This is a genomic window from Xenorhabdus entomophaga (genome assembly GCF_037996725.1).
GTDB lineage: Bacteria > Pseudomonadota > Gammaproteobacteria > Enterobacterales > Enterobacteriaceae > Xenorhabdus > Xenorhabdus khoisanae.
In genome coordinates, this window is the sequence record NZ_JBBMXH010000487.1 from 1 (window position 1) to 223 (window position 223).

Sequence of the window (223 nt, forward strand, 5' to 3'; positions counted from 1 at the left end):
TTACTCATCATCCGTTTCGTCCGCAACATTTCACCCTCTTGTTCCCATGCCGGATCAAATGGGTTGTACTTCCCCTTCACCTTTAAATGGCGTCGTATCGGGATACTTGAGATATCATACAGTACCCCTTCCTTCGTTCCACTCTCTGCGTCAGAGGCGAAGACCCAGTCCCGGTTACCTATGGTGTGAAAATAGCGATCTTTCACCCATTGAGCTCCTTTCT

General features: G+C 48.4%; 1 pseudogene. It reads right to left on the reverse strand.

Annotation, left to right across the window (positions count from 1 at the left end):
• Nucleotides 1–223, reverse strand: a pseudogene (locus tag AAC854_RS23760) (hypothetical protein); the annotation flags it as partial.